Raw genomic sequence first — 20,128 nt, 5'->3', positions numbered from 1 at the left:
AACGCGCGAACCGGCGTGGTATTCCCCGTGTCATCCGGCGACGCTTCCCGGTTTCCCCGTCGTCCGCGCGTTCACGACTCGACGCGGGCGGGGTCCGGATGAGGCATCCGTCAGGGCGCGTCCACGAGGGCGCGTGCGGTGCTCTCATCGACGATGAGGTCGGTGATGAGGTCTGCGGCGAGCGCGCCGCGCAGGCTCGCGAGCTTCGCGGGACCCGACACCACGCAGATGCGCCGGGGCGCCCGGCGCAGCACGCGGAAGTCGGGGCCGGTCGCCCGGGCGTTCAGTGCGATGCCGTCGGTGGACCCGTCCGCCCGGAAGAACACCGTCGCGACGTCGCCGACGACGCCGTCGCGGCTCAGCGCCTGATAGTCGGCGCGCTCGAGATACCCGCCCTGGTAGACGTGACTCGGCACCTCGGCGAACGGAGAACCGAGACCGAACACCGCGAGATCGAGCCGTGCCTGCAGCGCGAGCAGGCGCCGGGTGCTGCGCTCGCGCCAGAACGCCTCCTTCGTCGCCGGGTCGTCGAAGAACGCGGGCACCGGGAACTGTTGCACGTGCGCGCCGAACGCGTCGCCGAACCGGCGCAGGATCTCGCTTGCATAGACGATGCCGGTCGTGCGCACGTTGCCCGCGCCGTTCAGCTGCACGATCTCCGTGTTGTGCGTGGGTTTCGGCACGAGGTGCCGGCTCAGCGCCCCCATCGTCGATCCCCACGCGACCCCGACCGCCTGGTTCGAGTCGACGAAGCGCCCGAGAATCCGTGCAGCCGAGAGGGCGACGCGCTCGAGCCGGTCGATGTCGGTGATGTGATCGGGGACCGGCACGACGTGTGCCGTGATGCCGTGGGCCTGCAGCAGGTCGTGCTCGAGCCGGCCGGGGGAGTCGAGCGGCGAGTGGATGGTGATCTCGACCAGTCCGCTCTCGCGCGCACGGCTGAGGAGGCGTGAGACCGAGGAGCGCGACGTGCCGAGCTCCTTCGCGATCGCATCCATCGTGAGGTCCTGCATGTAGTAGAGCTGCGCGGCGCGGAGCGCCTCGCGGGTCTTCGGATCGAGTGCCTCGCGGTCGGCCTGACGATCGGTCATGGGTGCATCCCCTGCGTGCGCCTGCACGTATGTGCAACTGGCTTGAAAGAGTGTTCGGCTCGGTTCACCATGTATTCATCCACATCCGGGACCATCGTCGCAACCGCGCCCTGACCCGGCCGAGCCCTTGCGAAAGGACGATCCATGTCCTCCACGATGCCCCTCGCCGGCGACGGCGTCGCACCCGCCGGCGAACGCGCCGAGGTCACCGCGCTCCGCGCCGAACCCTCGGCCTCCGTCGTCATCATCGGTGGCGGCATCAACGGCATCGCGACATTCCGGGATCTCGCGCTCCAGGGCGTGCCCGTCGTGCTCGTCGAGCGAAACGACTTCGTCTCCGGGGCATCCGCCGCGTCGTCGCACATGATCCACGGCGGCGTGCGCTACCTCGAGAACGGCGAGTTCCGGCTCGTGCAGGAATCGGTCACCGAGCGCAACGCGCTCATCAAGATCGCCCCGCACTACGTGAAGCCGCTGCGCACGACCGTGCCGATCTTCTCGACGTTCTCCGGCATCCTGTCGGCGCCGTTGCGGTTCCTCACCCACAAGCAGGGCAAGCCGACCGAGCGCGGGGCGCTGCTCATCAAGACCGGGCTCACGATCTACGACTCGTTCTCGCGCGACGGCGGCAGCGTGCCGCGGCACCGGTTCCTCGGTGCGAATCGATCCCGCGCCGAGCTGCCCGCGCTCAACCCGGGCGTGAAGTACACCGCGACGTACTACGACGCGAGCATGCACGACCCCGAGCGACTCGCCCTCGACGTGCTGCACGACGGGCTCGCCGCCGGGCCGCACGCGCGCGCCGTGAACTTCGTCGAGGCGATCGGCCTCGGGGCGGCCGGAGTACGCGTGCGCGACCGCGAGACGGGCGCCGAGTTCGACCTCGCCGCCGACGTGGTCGTGAACACGTCGGGGCCCTGGACCGACCTCACGAACGCCGAGCTCGGCCGGCCCTCGCAGTTCATGGGCGGCACGAAGGGTTCGCACATCGTGCTCGACCACCCCGAGCTGCTCGCCGCGACCGACGGCCGCGAGATCTTCTTCGAGCACGAGGACGGCCGTATCGTGCTGATCTACCCGCTCAAGGGGCGGGTCATGGTCGGCACGACCGACCTCGAGCACGACATGCGCGAGCCGGCGGTCTGCACCGAGGCGGAGGTCGACTACTTCTTCGACCTCGTGCGGCACGTCTTCCCCGACATCCACGTCGACCGGTCGCAGATCGTCTACCGGTTCTCGGGGGTGCGGCCGCTGCCACGGCACGACGACACGCAGCCCGGGTTCGTCTCGCGGGACTACCGCATCGAAGAGACGGATGTCCCGGAGCGCCCCGGCACGAAGCTGCTCAGCCTCGTTGGCGGCAAGTGGACGACGTTCCGCGCGCTCGCCGAGCACCTCACGAACGACGTGCTCGGCCTACTCGGTCGCGAGCGTGTGCGCTCGACCGCGGGCCTCGCGATCGGCGGCGGAGCCGGCTACCCGGCGACCGACGACGCGCGCCGCGTCTGGGTCGTCGCGCACCGCGACGAGATCGGCCGTGAGCGCGCCGAGGTGCTGCTCAAGCGCTACGGCACGCGCGCCGAGACGATCATCGCGGACCTCGAGGGCACGGATGACCCGGTGCTGGCGCACCACGACGGGTACACGCGCGGCGAGATCGCCTGGCTCGTGCGCCACGAGCGCGTCGTGCACCTGCTCGACGTGGTGCAGCGCCGGACGAGCCTCGCCTTCACGGGCGCGGTGAGTGCGCCCCTGCTCGCTGAGCTCGCCGAGATCGCGGGCGACGAGCTCGGCTGGGATGCCGAGCGTCGCGCGGCCGAGGTCGCCGAGACCGCGCGTGTGCTGAGCGAGTGGCACGGCATGCGCCTCACCGAGGTATCCGTCGCCGGGTAGGCCGCGTGGCCGGACGGCATGTAGTTGCGGCGAGTCTCCGTTTCGTGCGTGAATGGTCGCGGGTCGTTCGACGGTCCGATCTGGAGGGTCGTGTGAAGACTGGTGGTGTGCCGCGCAGCGTGAGCCAGGCATTGGATCCGGCCGCGTGAGCCTCGAGATCGCGGGAGGGTGGCTCACCCTCGCGCTGACGGCGGTGACGATCGTCGGGCTCGTGGTCGTCCACGTTGCGCCGACCGGACTCAATCCGCTGCGCGACCCGGTCAGTCAGTATCACCTGACGCGATATCGGCCGTGGATCGCCGTCTCGACGATCGCGGCCGGCCTCGCCGGCATCGCGGCGATCATTGCACTGGCGGGCCTCGTCGGGGATCGTGTCGTCGTCCCGGCCGTGCTGCTCGCGATCTTCGCTGCCGCGCGCCTGCTCATCCCTTTCCTCCGGATGGATGCCCCGGGGACACCAGTCACGGCGGTCGGGCGCATTCACAACGTGCTCGCGTTCCTCGCGTTCGGGGCGGCGACCGCGGCGGCCTTCGTCACTGGAGGTGCGCTGCACGACGGCGGGCATCCCGATGCGGCGACCTGGTCCACCGTGTTCGGGGTGATCGCCGCGATCGGATCGGTCGGCGTGCTGATCTGCGTCGTGACCAAGCGCTTCGCGCTGTTCGGCCTGGCCGAGCGCATCATTTACGTCGGATTCCTCGGCTTCCTGCTGCTCATCGGCGTGACCGGCATCGCCGCCTGACCGGGTCCTTCGTGCGCCATCCGGGCCCGACCCGCATCCTCCTGCTGCACTGCGCGGACCATTCGCTCAGGAGCGCGTATTCCAATATCCAGACCAAGCGGTGGGCATTCGCGCGACGCTGCGTCGCGGTGTGCCGGGAACGGATGGCTGCCAGGGCGGCCGGCGTTCGTATGAGCGACCTCATCGACCGGGGTGTCGTGAACGGTCGTCGCTTGGGCGCGTTGCGAGCCGGATGCGCGACACCGCGGCACCGGATGAACTCAGAGGCGAGGCGCGAGGAGCGCGGGGAGCTGAGCGAGGCTGGTGATCTCGATGACGCCGGCCGCCTCGGCGTCAGCGTCGTCGTCGGGCGTTGGGGTGTCGCCGCGGCGGTTCAGCCATACGCCGATGAGCCCGGCCCGGGCGGCGCCGATCGCGTCGGTGCGTAGGCGGTCGCCAATGTACACGGAGGCGCGGACCGGGGCGTCGGCCTCGAACACGTCGAGCGCGTGCCGGAAGATGGCCGCGTCGGGTTTCGTCGAGCCGACGGCGCCCGAGGCGATCACGTGAGCGAACCGGCCGGGGAGCTCGAGTTGGACGAGCTTCGCGGTCTGGAAGTCGAGCTCGCCGTTCGTGATGATGCCGAACCGTACGCCCGGCACGACGCGCGCGAGCTCGTCGAGCGCGGGCAGCGTGTCGGCGTGCAGCGCCCACGACGCCCGGTAGTGCTCCAAGTAGCGGGCGAACCAGTCGCCGGACGCATCGTCGGCGAGCTCGTGACCGTGCGCCGCGGCGAAGGCGGCGGCCCGAGCCCGGCGCTGACCCTCGAAGGTCAGCTCACCCGCGAGGTATGCGTGATAGTGCTCCTCCTCGAGGGCGTGCCACAACCGCCGGGCCTCGGCCTCATCGCCCTCGTACGCGAGCGCGCGCATGTGCTGGACGATGCCCGCCTCGACCGCCTCGCGGTGCGCCATGAGCGTGTCGTCGAGGTCGAACAGCACGACCGGGGAAGGCACATCCGCCTGCACCGGATCGACGCGCGGCATGTCAGCGGCCGCGGCGGACGAAGCCGACGCGCTCGTACACCTCGGCGAGCTTGCGCTCCGCCCGCTCGGACGCCTTCTCGGCCCCGAATGCGAGGATCCGATCGAGCTCAGCCGGGTCTTGCATGAGCTCGAGCGTGCGCTCGCGGATCGGTGCGAGCCGGTCGACGACGGCCTCGGCCAGGTCCTTCTTGAGATCGCCGTAGCCGCGGCCGACGTACTCGGCCTCGAGCTCGGCGATGCTCTTGCCCGACACGGTCGCGTAGATGTCGAGGAGGTTCGAGATGCCGGGCTTGGCCTGCAGGTCGTATCGGATCTCGCGCTCGGCGTCGGTCACGGCGCTGCGGAACTTCTTCGCGGTCACCTTCGGGTCGTCGAGCACGCGGACGAGCCCCGCGTCGGAGGCGGCCGACTTCGACATCTTCGCGGTCGGGTCCTGCAGGTCGTAGATGCGCGCGGCCTCGTTCGGGATGAAGGCCTCGGGGATGCGGAAGGTGTCGCCGAACCGTGAGTTGAACCGGCCGGCGAGGTCGCGGGTCAGCTCGAGGTGCTGTCGCTGGTCGTCGCCGACGGGCACGAGGTTCGTGTCGTAGAGCAGGATGTCGGCGGCCATGAGCACCGGGTAGGTGAACAGGCCGACCGTGGTCGCCTCGGCACCGAACCGCTGCGACTTGTCCTTGAACTGCGTCATGCGGCTCGCCTCGCCGAACCCCGTCATGGTGCCGAGTACCCAGGCCAGCTCGGCGTGTGCGGGCACGTGGGACTGCACGAACAGCGTCGACTTCTCGGGGTCGATGCCTGCCGCGAGGTACTGTGCGGCCGTGCGGCGGGTGCTCTCACGCAGGGCCGCCGGGTCTTGCGCGACGGTGATCGCATGCAGGTCGACGACGCAGTAGACGGGGTCGACCTCGTCTTGCAGTGCGACCCAGTTCACGAGCGCGCCGAGGTAGTTGCCGAGATGGAGCGAGTCGCTCGAGGGCTGCATGCCCGAGAAGACGACGGGACGGTGAGCATTCATGGTCGGGGGGAGTCCTTCGGGGTCAGATGGCGTAGTCGACGACGACGGGAGCATGGTCGGACCATCGCTCGTCGTACGCCGCGGCGCGGTCGACCTGATAGGACACCACCGTGTCGGCGAGCGCCGGCGTCGCGAGCTGGTAATCGATGCGCCACCCCGCGTCGTTGTCGAAGGCCTTGCCTCGCCACGACCACCACGTGTACGGACCGGGCACGTCGCCCGCGGCCCGGCGACCCACGTCGACCCAGCCGAGCCCCGCACCGGCGTTCGCCCGCTCGTCGCCCTCTGCGCCCACGAAGCGATCGAAGTACGCGCGCTCTTCCGGGAGGAAGCCGGCGCGCTTGACGTTGCCCTTCCAGTTCTTGATGTCGAGCGTGCGGTGCCCGACGTTCAGGTCGCCCATGACGACCGCGAGCTCGCTGTGCTCGGCCAGCTGCGGCAGACGAGCCTCGAAGGCGTCCAGGAAACGGTACTTGTCGACCTGCTTCGGAGTGTCGGCCTCGCCGGAGTGCACGTAGGCGCTCACCACCGTGACGATGCGGTCGCCGACCTCGTAATCGGCCTCGAGCCAGCGGCCCGCCGTGTCGAAGTCGGTGGCACCGAGCTCGACCCGGTGGATGTGCGCCGCGTTGCGGCTCGCGATCGCGACGCCCGCCCGCCCCTTCGCGGTGGCGGGGTCGTGCAGCACATCCCACTCGTCACCGAGCAGGGCGGTGAGGTCGTCGGTCGAGGCGCGGACCTCTTGCAGCGCAAGGATGTCGATGTCGCGGGTCGCGAGCCACTCGCCCATGCCCCGCCGGAACGCCGCGCGGACCCCGTTCACATTGGCGGTGGCGATGCGGAGGGGCTTGGTCGGCATGGATTCGATCCTAGGGGAGCCCGCCGACATGCTCCTGCCGGTCGGGCGCAGGCTTGCGTCCGTTCCGTGCGGCGCCCGACGCGCCCGTCCGCTCGACCTGCGCGGCTTGGGCCGCCTCGATCTTCGCGAGTTCGCTCTCCGCCTTGGCGAGACGGCGTTTGGCGAGCGGGCGTTCGAACCAGTTCGCGCTGTCCAGCTCCTCGCGAGACATCCGCACCCTGACCTTCGCGGCGACCAGCAGCGCCTCCTGCTCGCGCCGGCGACGCTCGGCCTCGCGCTGCTCCGGTGTGAGGCGCCGGAGCGACTCGTTCGCGTCGGCGGCCTCGACCGCGATCCAGGCGGCGGCGACGAGGATCACGATGCTGGTCAGGCGGAACCAGAGCAGCAGACCGATGAAGACCGCGAACGTCGCGAGCAACGGGTTCTTGCCGGCGCCGGTGAGCAGGAGCCCGCCGAAGATCTGCAGCACCGAGAGACCTGCCGAGCCGAGCAGGGAGCCCACCCACATGCGTCGCCAGGCCATGGCCGCGTTCGAGAGGAACCGGAACATCACCGCGAGCGCGAGTGTGTCGATGATGAACACGACGAGGAGCGCGCCGAACTGCACCAGGGCGTTCGACCAGCTCGAGCTGAGGTCCCAGCCGAGCAATCCCACGAGCCAGTCGAGGAACGACGTCGTCGCGATCGAGAGCACGGCGGCGAGCAGGAGTACCAGACCGAAGGCGAACCCCGCGAGGAAGTCGCGCGTCTTCAGCAGCACGTAGTTGCGCATGTCTTTGGGGAGGCCGAACATCGACCGCACCGCCATGCGCGCATAGGTGATCCAGCTGATCGCGGTCCAGATCAGGCCGCCGAGCGCGACGGCGCCGGTGAGCCCGAACAGGCTCGTCGACGCCGTCGCGACCTCTTGCAGGTCCTGGTCGGTGATGACGCCGTCCTCACCGATCAGCCCGGGCGCGTAGGTGTTCACGAGGGCGATGAACGCCTGCATCGCATCGGCGTTGCCGGTCAGCCAGATGCCGGCGACGGCGAAGATGACGTAGACCGCGGCGAACACCGCGAACAGCGCCTGATAGCTCATCCCGGCGGAGAGGATGAACCCGTTCTGGGCGAGGAACCGCCGCCACACCCGCACCGGGAAGAACGCGAGCGTGCGCTCCGTGAGCGAGGCCACCCGCTGGATCTGCGGGTCGAACCGTTCACGGAGGTCGTCGATGCGGTCCTTCGCGTCGCGGCCTGCGTCGTTGAGCTGGTCGCGCACCCGGCCGGTCGGTGTGGCGTGCTCGCGATCGCCGACGTCGTCGGTGCCGTCGCGTCGGTCGGAGCCAGGTGCCGGATCGCCCACACCGTCACCCTATCGAGGACGCCCGGTGGGATGAGAACGTGAGGGGCGCTCGGGGCGAGCCCGACTAAGGTGTACCCCCACTTCGAGGGACATGCATCTGGGAACCCCAGATCAGGGTGGAGTTCCTCACGCGGCTTGCCCCCCGTACTGGTGACAGTGAGGATCTGTCGGGTTTCGGCGCTGAGGAGTTGACTCGACGATGCTGAGCACCCGAAATGCCCCTGAGAGTGCCGGTGTGTCCATCCCGATCGCAGAAAGTTCGACGATGTTCCTCCGTACACGGACCCTTTCCACCTCAGACCCGACCGACCCGACCCGACCCCGGCGTCGCCGAACCGGCCTGGTACCAGCGCTCGCCGCGGCCACCGCCGGTGCGTTGCTCGTGCTCGGCCTCCCGACGCTGGCCGCGGCCGAGGAGGTGCCCGTCGAGCCCGCGAGCGTCGCCGCGACGCAGGCGGATGCCACCGGCGCCGACGCCGGTGCCGAGGAGACGCCGAGCCCGCCGCCGGAAGCCCCACCGGCCGAGGCGGAGCCGGCGACCCCCGCAGGCAGCGCCGCGGGCGCGGAGGCCGCCGGCGAGCCGCCGGCGGCGCCCGCGTCCGAGACTCCGCCGGCCGAGGCGCCGGCCGCACCGCCGCCGGCCGACGAGGTGCCGCCGGCCGAAGAGGTATCGCCGCCGGCCGACGTGCCCGCCGAGCCTGCGCCGAGCGGGGACACCGCTCGAACCGGCTCCGAGCCACGAGGGGGCGGGCACGACGACGACGACGATGACGACGACGATGGTCACGGCTCGAAGGCGAACCTCGCGGTGCTCAAGGAGGTGGCAGACCTCGTACCGCTCGGCGATGCCGGATGGCGCGTCGAGTACACCGTGACCGTGGAGAACAACGGGTGGTACGCCGCGAAGTACGATCTCTCGGACTCACTGGCGCGTTTCGGCGACGACATCGGGTTCGAGGCTGCGGAGTGGACCGGCCCGAACGGCACCAGTGGCGAGTGGACGAACCTGCCGAACGAGCTCGAGACCGAGCTCGCGGACGACGTGCAGATCGCATCCGGCACGAGTCACGAGTACACGGTTCGCGTGTTCGCCACGGTGACCCAGGAGTCGTTCGACGGGCGCACCTGGAAGTGCCAGAGGCATGAGAAGTCCGCCGGTGGCTTCCGCAACACCGCGATCCTCGAGTTCGCCGGTGGGTGGCGCACCGCGAGCGACTGCGCCACGCCCGAGGTCGCCGAGCTCACGTTGATCAAGCACGTCGACAACACCCCGATCGAGGGACTCGCGGTCGACCCGGCCGACGCCGCCGACTGGCTGCTCGTCGCCGAGACCGTCGGCCTGAACCCGCAAAGGTTCGAGGCGACCGGCAATGAGGATGGTGTGAGCCTCATCGTCCCGGCCGACACCTGGAACCTGCATGAGATCGTCTCGCCCGTGTCGACGAACCCGCTCGTGCCCGACTGGTACGCGGCATCCGACTGGTCGTGTGGGCGGGCCCAGGTCGATGGGGCATCCGTCCGGCTCAAAGCCGGCCATCGCGTGAGCTGCGAGATCACCAACACGGCCGAGCCGGATGTCTCGCTCGAGCTCGTGAAGAGCCACCAGCTGCCGCCCGGGAGTGGCGACGCCGTCGAGGCCGGCGACTCGTTCGCCTGGCAGGTGACGGTCACCAACACCGGCATGCCGCTGGCCGGCCTCGATGTCAGCGACCTGATCGACGAGCAGCTCGAGCAGACCGGTCCGGCGACCTTCGAGCCGGCCGAAGGCTGGACGCAGCTCTCCGACGTCTCCGATCCGAACTTCCTGGCGACGTTCAGCGGCGTGTTCGACACCGGAGCGGTTGCGACGATCTTCATCCCGGTTCGGATGCTCGATCCGGAGCCGGCGGAGACGCCGCCCGCGGTCGGGCCGGACGACCCGGCGCCCGTGCTGCCGCCGCTCGATGAGTCCCCGCTGCCGAACGAGGCCTGCGTGACCGTGCCGGGCTGGGTCGCCGCACCCGTCTGCGACGACGACGAGATCCCGGTGAAGCGCATCGACGCGGGTGCCTACGTGCGGTGCGTGAACGACGTGCCGTGGCTGTACTACTCGATCCAGACGACGGACTCGGTGCCGCCCGGTCCCGTGACGGTGACCTGGACGTCGGGCGACGGCACGCTCACGACGGAGCCGATCCCGGTCGACGGGCTCACGGGCCGGCTCCTCTGGCCCGGCGCCGCGGTCGACGCCGACGGCATCCCGTACCAGTGGCCGGGCTGGCGGCCGCTCACCGAGGAGGACCTCACCAACCCGCCCGTTCCCGGTGAGCGGTTCCTCGACCTGATCCTCGACGAGACCGTCCCGACCTATCCATGGCGCGACATGGAGACGCCGGCGCAGATCACGTTCTCGGTCAACCCGTCGCAGACGGTGCTCGCCGTGTATCCAATGGCCATGCCGAGCTGCGAGATCGAGCGTCCCGACGAGCTCGTCATCGACAAGACGTCGAACGTCACGAACGCGGCGCCCGGGTCGAACTTCTCGTACACGCTGCAGGTCTCGTCGGTCGGCACCGGTGCGGCGGAGCCCGTCGAGCTGATCGACGAGATCCCGTCAGACCTGCGGGTCGACTCGATCGCGACCGCACCCGAGCCGGCGTTCCCGCGCTGGGAGAACTGCACGGTGACCGGGCAGAACAGCGCGGGCTATGGCGGTACGCTGCGGTGCGACCTGCTCGGCGTGCTCGGGCCGAACTTGACCGCAGCGCCACCGGTCACACTCGGCGTGCATCTCAACGAGAGTACGACCGCGACGAGTGTGGTCAACACCGGGGAGGTGTGCTGGGATGCGGCGCCCGGTGACGACGAGCCCGGTGTGGTGCAGTGCGAGGAGGACTCCGTGACGATCACCGTGCCGCAGCACGCGGCCACGCCGGCCGGTGGCGGTGGTGGGAAGGCGCTCGCGAAGAGCGGCTTCGACGGAGGCCCCCTGCTCTGGGCGGGAGGCGCGTTGCTCCTCGTGGGCGGACTCGCCACGGCGCTCGCAATCCGGCGCCGGAACGGGCGGATCTGACCGGTCGTGAAGCCTGGGGGCGGCGGCGGCTCGACCGCCGTCCCCTTGCCCGACGCCGTTCATAGCCCGCGCAAAGAAACGTAGAAATGACCCCCGCATTGGGGTCATGTCCCCCTTCCGGAGGACCGACTCCACCTGCTTGACTGCCAGGGATTCGCGGATACCCGTCCGGCATTACCCCGAATTCTGCCGGAACCGCGAAGCACACACCCAAGCCCCACCCCAGCACCAATTACCCGAAAGTTACGAGACGTTGCCGAACCCGAAACGGCGGCGCGATCGTTCGCGCGCGCTCACCCCTGCCCTCTCGACCCCTCCCGGACGTCGCGGAATGCTCCGCATCGGCCGGCTCGGCTCGACCCTCGCGGCCCTCACGATCGGCGCCCTGCTGACCGTCGGCGTGCCGTCGGTCGCCGTCGCCGCGCCGGTCGACCCGAGCACGCCGCCGACGACGTCGTCGCCTGAGACGACGGCGCCCGAGGCTCCTGAGAGCGAGACGCCCGCGACCGAGACGCCGGCGCCCGAGGCGCCCGCGCCGGATGCGCCGGCGCCCGAGGCGCCCGCGGCGGAGGAACCGGCGACGGATGCCCCGGCGAACCCCGACTCGACCGGACCGCCGGCCGGCCTGATGACGCCGTTCAGCGTGAACGGCGCCGGGCAGACGGTCGCGAAGACGCCGACCAGCACGACGACGATCATCAAGGTCGCCAAGCGTGACGTGCGCACCGCTTCGGGTGCCAGCGCCGTCGCGTACACCTACGCCGAGGGCGCGCGGTTCCAGCTCCTCCGTAACACCTCGGGCGGCACCGGTGGCAGCCCCGGCGCCGTGATCAACGAGCCGTGGGCGCAGTGCACCATCGTCGCGGGTGACGACGGCTTCTGTTACTTCTCGGTTCCGGGCACCAACTCGAGCGGTGCGAACCGCAATGAGCGGCTCTGGGTGCAGGAGATCGCTCCCGCGCCGGGCACGCCTGCGGCGCAGAACTACGACATCGTGACGACGTTCCGCACGGGCGGGGCCGGCAACTCGGGCACCGAGCGCGCCTACGCGTACCTCACGCCGCAACTCCAGGCGAACAACACGGTGAACATGCCGACCGACGAGGTCGCAGACAGCAGCGCCTACACGACCAGCGGGATGTGGGCGAACAAGCTCAAGAACCCCGAGCTGCCGCAGCAGTGCACCGCGGGTGTGCGCGTCGCGCTCCTCTTCGACCTCTCCGGCTCGGTGAAGAACGCCGGCGCAGCCGGCACCCTCGGCCAGGCGGGCAAGGGATTCGTCGACGCGCTCGCGGGTACGAGCTCGTCGGTCGCGCTCTACTCGTTCGGCGACCTCTCGCCGCGTGCCACGACGTCGAACTACGGCACGGCGCTCGCCATCGACTCGGGCAACAACCAGAACACGCTCAAGAGCCGCATCGACGGATACATCGCCTCGTTCACCGCTCCTGGCTACGACTCCAACGGCACCAACTGGGACCGCGGCCTCTGGGCCGTCGCCCAGAACGCGAGCCAGTACGACCTCGTGGTCGTGCTCACCGACGGCAACCCGACGTTCTCGGGCACGGGCCCGACCGGACCCGGCAGCAGCACGTACTTCCGTGAGCTCGAGCAGGCCGTCTTCTCGGCCAACGCCATCAAGAACCAAAGCAAGCGCGTCATCACCGTCGGCATCGGCTCGGGGCTCGCGCCGTCGAACCTGAGCGCGATCTCGGGCCCGCGCGGCTACCAGACCGGCGACACGCTGAACGACGCCGACTACTTCAACACCGACTGGGAAGACCTCGAGCCGCTGCTCGCGGACTTCGCCAAGTCCGTCACCTGCAACGTGCCGGTCACGGTCAAGAAGGTCGAGAAGGCGCTCAACGGCAGCACCTCGGCCGGGGCGAACTGGACGTTCACCCCGGCGACGCCGAGCGCCGGAACGCTCACCCCGGGCGCGCAGTCGACGAACGCGCAGGGTGTCGCCAACTGGAACCTCCAGTTCTCCGACCGCGCCCAGAGCACGAACCTGAGCTTCACCGAGACGGCGAAGCCGGGCTGGTCGCTCGAGAGCGTCGTCTGCACGAGCAATGGCGCGAACGTGCCGGCCTCGGTGCAGGGCACGACGTTCCAGATCCCGGGCGTCGAGCCCGGCGACAAGCTCGAGTGCACCGTCACCAACGTGCAAGCACCCTCGACGGTCGAGCTGAACAAGCAGTGGGTCGTGAACGGTGTCGCCTCACCGCTCAACCAGTTCCCGGCCGGCTTCCAGGCCGCTCCGACGGCGACGCCCGCGGGCTCCACGGCCATCGCGTGGGACACGGTGGTCGGCGGCTACGCGCAGGGCCAGAAGGTCACGCTCGGCGAGAAGAACGTCACGGTTCCGGCTCTCTGCACGCTCACGGGTGCGACCTTCTCGAAGGTCGCAGGCGGCGACATCACCGCAGCCGGAGTCGTGAACGCGCTCGCCGGAGGCGCGAACGAGTACACCGTCACGAACACCGTGACCTGCGACGCGAGCCTCACGCTCGTGAAGAAGGTCGAGAACGCGCACGGCGGCACCGCCGTGGCATCCGACTGGAACGGCAACCTGCGCGCGAACCAGACCGCCTTCAACACGGGTGAGACCAAGCGCGTCGCGCCGGGCACCTACGCGCTGAGCGAGACCCAGCGCGAGGGCTACGAGCTCGTCGGCGTGCAGTGCGTCGGTGCCACCTACAACGGTGACACCGGTTCGGTGACCCTCACCGGCCAGCAGGCCGCGACGTGTACCTTCACGAACCGCGACCTCGCGCCGACCCTGACGCTCGTCAAGACGGTCTCCGGCTCGGCCGTGCCCGCCTCGAACTGGACGCTCACCGCGACCGGCGACAAGGGCTCGGTCGTCACCGGCCCCGGCGGCGCCGGCCCGGTGAACGTGCTCGCGGGCGAGACGTTCTCGCTCACCGAGGTCGCCGCGCAGTACGGTGACGAGTTCACCAACGGCAGCTGGAGCTGTGACAGCAACGTCCTCGTGCAGGGCTCGAACGGCTCGGCGGTCACGCTGACGCCGATCAAGCTCGGCCAGCACGTGACCTGCTCGATCACGAACACGGCCAAGCCGGCCCAGGTGACCCACACCAAGGCGGTCACCAGCGCCGAGGCGCAGGCCGACGGCACCTGGAACGTCACCTACGACGTGAAGGTGACCAACGCCAGCCGCGCGATCGCGGGCGCCTACTCGCTGACCGACGCGTTCCGCTTCGGCCCGGACGTGGTGATCACGGACGGCAGCGCCGTCGCGACGAACGACGCCGGGCTCGACACGACCTCGTGGAACGGTGTGAGCGCGACGACCCTCGCCCCCTCGGGCACGGCGATCGCCGCGAACACGACGCACACGTTCACGATCACGGTGAACACGTCGCTCAAGCCCGGAGCCGGCGAAGCGAGCCTCGAGTGCGGTGAGCCCGGCTCGTCGACCGCGTTCTCGAACGTCGCGACGCTCAACGGCACCACCGACCGCACCGCGTGCGCCGAGCCGGCGCTGCCGACGGTCACCAAGACCGCGGTCGGCTCGACGCCGGTCGACGGTCAGCCCGGTCAGTGGGACGCGGCATACACGATCGCCGTCACCAACGGCACGTCGACGCCGGTCTACTTCGACCTGACGGACACGCCGGCCGTGCCGGCGGGCGTCACGGTCGTCGGCGAACCGACGATCACCCCGGTCGCACCCGCCCCCGCGAACCTCACGGGCGTCGCACTGCCCGCGAACACCACCTTCAGCTACCAGGTGGTCGTGCGCGTGCAGGTGACGGCCGAGGCCGACGGCGAGGCACTCGAGTGCACGACGGAGGACGGCGGCATCCGCAACGTCGGCCGTATCGTGTCGAGCGGCCAGGAGCGCACGGATGACGCGTGCGTCACGATCGAGCTCCCTGTGCTGTCGCACGAGAAGACCGTGTCGAGTGCGAGCCAGCAGGCCGACGGCCGCTGGACGATCGTGTACGGCATCGAGGTCACGAACGACGGCGACGTCCCCGGCGTCTACACGCTGCGGGATGCCACCGCCTTCGGCGCGGGCATCACCTATGACGCCGCCGACGCCACCGTGACCGGCCCCGGCGCGCGCGCCGAGTGGAACGGCGACGCCGACACCCTCGTCGCCGCCGACCAGCCGCTCGCCGCGGACGAATCGGCCGTCTACGAGGTGACCGTGCGCAACGTCACGGTCGCGGAAGGGGTCGTGGGCAGCACGCCCGCCGGCGCCTGCCCGGCCGACGGCTCGACCGCCGACGGCGCGTTCAACAACGTGGCGACGCTGATCAGCGGCGGCACCGAGGCCGACGACGCGGCGTGCGCCGCGCCGACGCGCCCCGCGATCGCGAAGGACTTCGTGTCCTCGGCGCAGGACGCGACGGACGGCACGTGGGACGTCACCTACACGATCACGGTCGACAACACCTCGGCCGGCGCCCGGGACGCGTACTACGCGCTCTCCGACGAGACGGCGTTCGCGGCCGACGCCGAGGTGCTCGGCTGGACCGTGAGCCTCGACGGCGCGACGGTCGTCACCGGCCCCTTCGGTGACGGCGTGATCGTGCCGGCGGATGCGCAGCGCGCGATCGCGGCCGGTGCGACCGACGTCTACACGGTCGTCTTCGAAGTCCGGGTCCCCGCGGGCGTCGCCGATGCGGCGTGCACGGGTGAGCCGGGCAACGGCTTCTTCAACACGGCCGTGCTCACCGCGGGCAACGACCGGGTCACCGACGACGCGTGCGGTCCGATCACGGACGGCGGCGTGCCGAGCGTGGCGAAGACCGTGACCTCGACGACGCAGCAGCCCGACGGGAGCTGGGCCATCGAGTACCGCGTCGTGGTGACCGGCAACGCCGACTACACGACGAAGTACTCGCTCACCGACACGCTCGACTTCGGCGGCCCGATCACGGTGGTCTCCGCCGAGTGGAGCGGTGAGACCAGCGGCGAGTTCGACCTCGGCTCGGGCACCGCCGAGTTCGCGACGGATCGTACGATCGGCGCGACGAAGACCCACGAGTACGTGGTCTCGGTCGTCGCCACGGTCGCCGCCGGAGCCTTCCAGGACGACCCGAGCGAGCTCGTGTGCGCGGCCGACCAGCCCGAAGGCGAGGGCACCGGGTTCCTGAACCGGGCTGTCCTCAGCTCGGGCAAGGCCGCCGACCAGCACGTCGACGCGTGCTCGCAGCCCGCGACGCCCGAGATCTCCAAGACGGTGACCTCGAGCCCGACGCAGGACGGCGACGACTGGACGATCGAGTACCGGGTCCGCGTGACGAACACCAGCGCCGGCCAGGCGCTCGTGTACAGCCTCGAGGACACCCTCGACTTCGGGAACGGCGTCACGATCGAGCAGGCCACCGCCACGCGCGGCGGCACGACGATCGCCGGCTGGAACGGGCAGGGCGAGACGACGCTCGCGACCGACCGCACCCTCGCGGGCGGCGCGACCGAGGACTACGTCATCACGGTCCGCTTCTCCGTCGCGGACACCGACGACGTGTCCGAGTTCACCTGCACGGGTGAGCCCGGGAACGGCCTGTTCAACGGGGCATCCGTCTCGTCGGGAGCCGACGACTACGAGGCCGAGGCGTGCGCCGAGGTCCCCGTGTCGGTCACGGTCGACAAGGTCTGGGTGCTGAACGGCATCGAGTACCCGGTCGCCGAGGCGCCCGAGTTCCTGCAGGACGCGGCGACGCTCACGCTCGACGGCGATGTCAAGGTGTGGGGCACGACCTACGCACCGTACGCGGCCGGCGACGAGCTCACGATCGGTGAGGACGTCATCGAGCAGCTGCCCTCGGGCTGCGTGCTCGGCGAGCCGACCGGCCTCGGCACGGTCACGCTCGACGCGTCGGTCAACGAGTTCACGGTCGTGAACCCGGTCGACTGCGAGGCGAACCTCTCCATCGACAAGCGCGTCGTCTCGACGGCTCAGCTCGCCGACGGCACCTGGGACCTCGTGTACGAGGTCTCCGTGGCCAACGACAGCCCCGTGATCGAGATCGAGTACGACCTCGACGACACCCTGGAGTACTTCGGCGAGGGCATCGACGTGAACGAGGCATCCTGGTCCGGCGAAGGCCGCTCCGGTGAGTTCTCGGGCGACACCGCCACGCTCGCGACCGACGAGGTCATCGAGGGCGGTTCGGAGCCCCACGTCTACACGGTGACGGTCAACGCGACGGTGACCGGGGCGGCGTGGACCGACGAGACCACCCAGTGCGAGCCGGGCGGCGACGGCTACGTCTCCGGTGGCTTCCGCAACGTCGCCACGGCGACCGTGGACGGCGAGGAGCCGATCTCGGCGACCGCGTGCGACGTGCCGGGCATGCCCGACATCGTGAAGACGGTGGTCGGCTCGCCCGAGCTGCAGGCCGACGGCACGTGGCAGGTGCAATACCGGCTGACGGTCGAGAACGGGTCGGCGCACGACCTGTACTACGACCTGGCCGACACGCTCGAGTACCCCGCGGGCGTCGAGGTGGTCAGCTCGAGCGCGACCACGGATGCTCCGGACGTGGACCCCTCCTCGTGGACCGGCCTGGGTGAGGACACCGTCCTCGCCGACGACGTGCAGCTGCCGATCGAGACCACCCACACCTACACGGTGACGGTCATCGCCGCGGTCTCCCAGGAGACCGCGACCGGCGACCTGGTCTGCGACCCGGAGGGCGGCCCGGGCGGCTTCCTGAACGGCGGCCTGCTGACGAGCGGCACGGTGGACACCGAGGTCGAGGCCTGCGCCGAGATCCCGATGGGTCGCCTGACGCTGATCAAGCACGTCGACAACACGCCGTTCGACGGACTCGACCTCGAGGGCAAGACGCTCGGCACGGCGCCGGACTGGACGCTCGCGGCCACCGGCGAGGGCGACGAGTTCGTCACGCCGGGCGCGGAGGACGGCACCACGCGTCTCGTCCCGGCCGGCCAGTACACGCTTGCCGAGTCGCTCACCGAGCCGGTCGAGAACCCGCTGCTGACCTTCTATGCAGCGGGGGAGTGGACCTGCGACGCGGGCACCGACCCGGTCACGGCCGCGACGGTCGTCGCGGGCGGCGAGGTCACCTGCCGCATCACGAACACGGCGCAGCCGGTCGATCTCGCGATCGAGAAGCTGGACGGCGGCGAGTTCGAGGGCGGGCCGGCCGTGCCGACCGACGAGGACGCCGAGTACGACTACACCTTCACGGTGCGGAACAACTCGGCCGAGGGCACCCCGGCGGCGACCGGAGTGGTCGTCACCGACGAGCTACCCGAGACGATCGCGGTGGTCACGCTCCCCGAGCTCGAGGGCTGGACGGTCTCGCTCACGGGCGAGAGCGAGGCCGGCTTCGGCGGGACGCTCACGTTCACGAAGGACGGCGCGTTCGCGGTGGGCGAGGAGGCGGTGTTCACGCTCCGCGTGAAGACCGCGGCCGACCTCCCGCGTGCGGGCGGCGACCCGACGGCGAAGATCCTCGACATCGAGAACACGGCGACCGTGACCAGCGACGGCGTGGAGTCGACACCCGAGGACAACACCTCGACCGAGATCACGCCCGTGAAGTCGATCCAGATCGCGCTGCAGCCGATGTGCCGGGCCAACGCGCCCTACATCGACTGGAACGTCACGCCCTACAACATCGACGGGGTCGAGACGCCGACCATCGTGCTGATCTGGTGGACCAAGGCGGCCTACGCCGCACGTGACGCCTCGATCCCCGCGAGCGACCGGGCGGCGATCCTCGCCGACGGTGCGGCCCGCGTGGACTCGATCGTGCCGCCAGGCACCGCGGTCGGCGGTGAGGCCCTCACCGGGTCGGCGCTCTGGCCCGGCGCGGTCGTGGACGACGCCGGCAACGGCATCGCGTGGCCCGGCTGGCTCCAGCTGCCGACCGGTCAGTGGATCCTGACGCCGCAGGCGCCGTTCTACGACCTGCGCGGCGACGCGGTGCTCGAGGTCCGCATGAACCCGACCACCGACTCGATCGAGGCCTACCCCCCGGCCACGATCGGCTGCAATCCCGCTCCGTCGGGCAAACTGCCCTCCACGGGCTTCGACGGCGGCTGGTTTGCATTCATGGGCGGCGGCCTCGTGTTCGCCGGCCTGATGTTCCTGCTGGCGCTGCACCTGCGCCGCCGCCGGAACAGCGCGGCGAGCTAAACCCCCCCTGCGGCTCCCGCACGACAGGCCTCGGCGTCTCCCGAAACGCCGGGGCCTGTCCCTTGCTCCGCGTCTGCCCGCGTGTTCCCGTCCCGGGAGCGGGAGGGCGCCCGGTCGCGGAGCAACACGAAAACGGCCGCCCGCTCAGAGAGCGGGCGGCCGTTTCGACCGTCGGGCGCCGGTTACGGGCGGCCGCGCATCACGGCCTGCTTGACCTCGGCGATCGCCTTCGTGACCTCGATGCCGCGGGGGCACGCCTCGGTGCAGTTGAAGGTCGTGCGGCAGCGCCACACGCCCTCCTTGTCGTTCAGGATGTCGAGGCGGACCTTCGCCTCGTCGTCACGCGAGTCGAAGATGAACCGGTGCGCGTTCACGATCGCCGCCGGGCCGAAGTACTGGCCGTCGGTCCAGAACACGGGGCAGCTCGACGTGCACGCGGCGCACAGGATGCACTTGGTGGTGTCGTCGAAGATCGCCCGCTCGGCGACCGACTGCACGCGCTCCTTGCCGGGCTCGGCCGCGGTCTTCGGCTGCAGGAACGGCTGCACCTCGCGGTAGCTCGCGAAGAACGGCTCCATGTCGACGATGAGGTCCTTCTCGAGCGGCAGGCCCTTGATCGCCTCGACGTAGATCGGCTTCGAGATGTCGAGGTCCTTGATCAGCGTCTTGCAGGCGAGCCGGTTCCGGCCGTTGATGCGCATCGCGTCGGACCCGCAGATGCCGTGCGCACACGACCGGCGGAAGGTCAGCGAGCCGTCCTGTTCCCACTTGATCTTGTGCAGCGCGTCGAGCACGCGGTCGGTCGGGAACATCTCGACGTCGAAGTCCTGCCAGCGCGGCTCGGTGTCCACGTCGGGGTCGAACCGGCGGATCAGGAACGTGACGGTGAAGGACTGGATGGGGGCCTCGGCGGGGGCCTCTGGGGCCTGCGGCTGTTCCAGCGTGGCGGTGCTCACG

Annotated in this window: 10 protein-coding genes; 4 read left to right on the top strand and 6 right to left on the bottom strand. The window is 70.3% G+C overall.

Annotated features, from left to right (window positions below):
* Positions 1–110: 110 nt before the first annotated feature.
* Complete coding sequence (locus QU602_RS12610) at positions 111–1,091, bottom strand: sugar-binding transcriptional regulator (protein ID WP_308796807.1); 981 nt, start codon at positions 1,089–1,091, stop codon at positions 111–113.
* A gap of 144 nt (positions 1,092–1,235) precedes the next feature.
* Here QU602_RS12610 and QU602_RS12605 point away from each other — a divergent pair, with 144 nt between their 5' ends.
* Both QU602_RS12605 and QU602_RS12600 read left to right on the top strand, forming a co-directional pair.
* The gene (locus tag QU602_RS12605) at positions 1,236–2,984 is read left to right on the top strand and encodes a glycerol-3-phosphate dehydrogenase/oxidase (RefSeq protein ID WP_308796806.1); all 1,749 of its coding nucleotides are present in this window, start codon (positions 1,236–1,238) and stop codon (positions 2,982–2,984) included.
* Between the two features lie 145 nt (positions 2,985–3,129).
* On the top strand, positions 3,130–3,726 hold the full coding sequence (locus tag QU602_RS12600; RefSeq protein WP_308796805.1) for a DUF998 domain-containing protein: 597 nt from the start codon (positions 3,130–3,132) through the stop codon (positions 3,724–3,726).
* Positions 3,727–3,986: 260 nt separating this feature from the next.
* Here the strand turns inward: QU602_RS12600 and QU602_RS12595 are convergent, their stop codons facing one another.
* The 4 genes from QU602_RS12595 to QU602_RS12580 are packed head-to-tail and all read right to left on the bottom strand — an operon-like array spanning position 3,987 to position 7,970.
* On the bottom strand, positions 3,987–4,721 hold the full coding sequence (locus QU602_RS12595) for an HAD family hydrolase (RefSeq protein ID WP_308796804.1): 735 nt from the start codon (positions 4,719–4,721) through the stop codon (positions 3,987–3,989).
* Positions 4,722–4,752: 31 nt separating this feature from the next.
* Positions 4,753–5,766, bottom strand: a complete 1,014-nt coding sequence (gene trpS / locus QU602_RS12590) for a tryptophan--tRNA ligase (RefSeq protein ID WP_308796803.1) — start codon at positions 5,764–5,766, stop codon at positions 4,753–4,755.
* Positions 5,767–5,788: 22 nt separating this feature from the next.
* Complete coding sequence (locus QU602_RS12585) at positions 5,789–6,625, bottom strand: exodeoxyribonuclease III (RefSeq protein ID WP_308796802.1); 837 nt, start codon at positions 6,623–6,625, stop codon at positions 5,789–5,791.
* Positions 6,626–6,635: 10 nt separating this feature from the next.
* Positions 6,636–7,970: a YihY/virulence factor BrkB family protein gene (locus QU602_RS12580; protein WP_308796801.1), complete on the bottom strand. Its 1,335-nt coding sequence runs from the start codon at positions 7,968–7,970 to the stop codon at positions 6,636–6,638.
* 235 nt (positions 7,971–8,205) lie between these two features.
* On the opposite strand from QU602_RS12580, the gene QU602_RS12575 reads away from it, so the two are divergent.
* Together QU602_RS12575 and QU602_RS12570 are read left to right on the top strand one after the other, a co-directional pair.
* Entirely contained in the window at positions 8,206–11,022 is a 2,817-nt protein-coding gene (locus QU602_RS12575; protein WP_308796800.1) for a hypothetical protein, read from the top strand.
* Positions 11,023–11,353: 331 nt separating this feature from the next.
* A complete protein-coding gene (locus QU602_RS12570) occupies positions 11,354–19,171 on the top strand; it encodes a prealbumin-like fold domain-containing protein (protein ID WP_308796799.1) in 7,818 nt (2,605 codons plus the stop codon).
* A gap of 182 nt (positions 19,172–19,353) precedes the next feature.
* Here QU602_RS12570 and QU602_RS12565 read toward each other — a convergent pair whose 3' ends face one another.
* Positions 19,354–20,127: a succinate dehydrogenase iron-sulfur subunit gene (locus QU602_RS12565; protein ID WP_308796798.1), complete on the bottom strand. Its 774-nt coding sequence runs from the start codon at positions 20,125–20,127 to the stop codon at positions 19,354–19,356.
* Between the last annotated feature and the right edge of the window lies 1 nt (position 20,128).

The organism is Agromyces protaetiae (genome assembly GCF_030866785.1).
Taxonomy (GTDB): Bacteria; Actinomycetota; Actinomycetes; order Actinomycetales; family Microbacteriaceae; genus Agromyces; species Agromyces silvae.
Note: the sequence above shows the minus strand (reverse complement) of the source record. Positions and strands in the feature narration are given on the sequence as shown.